This window comes from Desertihabitans aurantiacus, assembly GCF_003344635.1.
Classification (GTDB): domain Bacteria; phylum Actinomycetota; class Actinomycetes; order Propionibacteriales; family Propionibacteriaceae; genus Desertihabitans; species Desertihabitans aurantiacus.
Genome location: NZ_QPKK01000491.1, coordinates 1 through 1,360, shown reverse-complemented (window position 1 = coordinate 1,360; position 1,360 = coordinate 1). Strand labels below are relative to the sequence as shown.

Sequence of the window (1,360 nt, the reverse complement as noted above, 5' to 3'; positions counted from 1 at the left end):
CGTTCTAAGAATAATCTTTCTCCTGCAGTCGTTTCAGCAACGAATTGGTCTGAATTAAGCAATGTCTTTTCTTTACCAAAAAGCATGAACCATGTAATTACGATTCCGATTTCTGATACTGCTAACTTCGGTATAAATGGCATGCCTGACTCATCAATGTCTGATGAAAACATCGAATTTAAGCCACTCATCACTAGGGTTGTGATACTGACTAAAATCAAAATTTTACCAACAGGCAAATCAATTGGATATAAATAGTTAGCTACTAAAATACCAATAATTGCGAGTGACAATAGCCATCCACCTGGCATGCCAAAACTCATAAAAATTGATAACAATGCCATCACGATAAATGCTATCAACATATTCAACGTATTTCGCTTTTTGTACTGTTCAACGTTTTGTATCATATACGTTCGTCTCAATTCATCGTTCGATTGAAACTGAAACATGTGCTTTAAATCATGAAACATTCAACATCCCTCCTTTTAATATCTTGTGTCGTCAAAATGATGGATATTACGTTCTAAATCATGACTTGCATCATCGATTTGGTTTGAATATCGTTTCACTTCTGACGTCACTTGTTCTAATCTTCTTGTACTGTTCTCTAAGTCATATGCTAAATTCGATACATCTTCTAATCGTTGCGCACTCTTTTCTAATTCATTTACTTTTGACAACGAATCTTCTAATTTAAATGAAACTGAATCTATTTTATCTACAACGTCATTCATTTCAGACATTCGTTCGACGTTATCTTGAAGCATGAATGTTTCTTCTTCGATGCGACCAAATAACTCTTCTAAATCTTCAACAATGTTCGCTTTCAACATTGCTTCAACATCTTCAACTGTTTCTACTTCATCACGCGTAAGTTCATGCAAGTCTTTTTTATAAATCTTTCTTGCTAATTTATTTGAAATTGTTTTTTTCTTAGTAATCATAAAAACTCTCTCCATTCCGTAATTAATTTCTTATCTATACATATCTTCCATCATTTCAACATTTCTTCTTAATTCTAAATTTGCTTTTTCTAATCTTTCGATATTACTTACTAATTCCATATTTTGTCTTGCTATTGATTGTTCATTATTCTTCCCGACTTCTCGCTGTTGCATAGATGTCGTCATACCTACATCTTCTAATAAACCAGCATTATATCTAATTTCATCTGACGTTCTTTGCATCTCTTTTAATTGCTCTTGCGTTAAATTTTCTTCTGTAAATCCTTCTTCTTTTAAATCTTCAACAATATCATTTGCTAACCATGCTATATCTTCCTCTTCAACTTCAAGATTCACTTCTACAAATCCTATAATGTATTTTTTAAGCATTTCCTCATCAATTACTATTTTGC

Annotated in this window: 3 protein-coding genes; all 3 read right to left on the bottom strand. The window is 32.3% G+C overall.

Annotation, left to right across the window (positions count from 1 at the left end):
• A partial coding sequence (locus tag DVA66_RS21185; protein WP_157974215.1) for a hypothetical protein occupies positions 1-344 on the bottom strand: 344 nt, incomplete at its 3' end.
• A 144-nt stretch (positions 345-488) separates the two neighbouring features.
• The gene (locus DVA66_RS21180; protein ID WP_157974214.1) at positions 489-947 is read right to left on the bottom strand and encodes a hypothetical protein; all 459 of its coding nucleotides are present in this window, start codon (positions 945-947) and stop codon (positions 489-491) included.
• 30 nt (positions 948-977) lie between these two features.
• Positions 978-1,360 (bottom strand): hypothetical protein (locus DVA66_RS21175; RefSeq protein WP_157974213.1); only part of this gene is annotated, 383 nt, incomplete at its 5' end.